At 55.5% G+C, this 1,027-nt stretch carries 3 protein-coding genes; all 3 read left to right on the plus strand.

Annotated elements, in window-relative coordinates:
* Positions 1-389: 50S ribosomal protein L5 (gene rplE / locus AC1DVH_RS31690; RefSeq protein WP_477757102.1), on the plus strand; the 389-nt coding region annotated here is incomplete at its 5' end.
* 13 nt (positions 390-402) lie between these two features.
* On the plus strand, positions 403-708 hold the full coding sequence (gene rpsN, locus AC1DVH_RS31695; RefSeq protein WP_003176414.1) for a 30S ribosomal protein S14: 306 nt from the start codon (positions 403-405) through the stop codon (positions 706-708).
* 209 nt (positions 709-917) lie between these two features.
* The coding region (gene rpsH / locus AC1DVH_RS31700) for a 30S ribosomal protein S8 (protein WP_477757103.1) at positions 918-1,027 on the plus strand (110 nt) is incomplete at its 3' end.

The raw sequence follows: 1,027 nt of genomic DNA on the forward strand, positions 1-1,027 counted from the left end.
AGCACGCTGTTGCYGACCTGGAAAAGATCACCGGYCAGAAAGTCGTTGTGACYTACGCTCGSAAATCCATCGCTGGCTTTAAAGTCCGTGAAGGTTGGCCGATCGGCGTCAAAGTGACCCTGCGCCGTGAGCGTATGTACGAGTTCCTGGATCGTCTGCTGTCGATCTCCCTGCCTCGGGTTCGCGACTTCCGCGGCCTGAATGCCAAGTCCTTCGATGGTCGTGGCAACTACAGCATGGGCGTKAAAGAGCAGATCATCTTCCCGGAAATCGACTACGACAAGATCGATGCTCTCCGCGGTCTGGACATCACCCTGACCACCACTGCCAAGAACGATGATGAAGGCCGCGCTCTGCTGCGTGCGTTCAAATTCCCGTTCCGCAACTGATTGGAGTAGGACCATGGCCAAGATGAGCATGAAAAACCGCGAGCTGAAGCGTCAGCTCACGGTTGCCAAGTACGCCAAGAAGCGTGCAGCACTGAAAGCTATCATCGTTGATCTGAACGCAAGTCCAGAAGCGCGTTGGGAAGCTACAGTAGCCCTGCAGAAGCAGCCACGTGACGCAAGCGCTTCGCGCATGCGTAACCGCTGCCGCCTGACCGGTCGTCCACACGGCGTTTACCGCAAGTTCGGCCTCGGCCGTAACAAGCTGCGTGAAGCTGCCATGCGTGGTGACGTACCGGGTCTGGTTAAAGCCAGCTGGTAAGTACTGTCAAAGTCTCGGTGTCCAGGATCGCAAGATCCTGACCACCGGTGGCCTTGAATCTGGATCAAGCCCCTTTTGGGGCTTGATTCATTTCTGGGGTGTGTCTAGAATACCCGGCTCGCCTGAGCCCGTGTTTTTCATGCTCGGAGATTCTCGGCGACACGTAATAGCCGCAAGGCTAATTTTTTTGTATTAGGAGCGTCTAGCCCATGAGTATGCAGGACCCGTTAGCGGACATGCTAACTCGTATCCGTAATGCCCAGATGGCTGAAAAGTCCGTCGTAAGCATGCCATCTTCCACGTTGAAGGTAGCTGCTGT

The organism is Pseudomonas sp. P4_C3, from assembly GCF_056402075.1.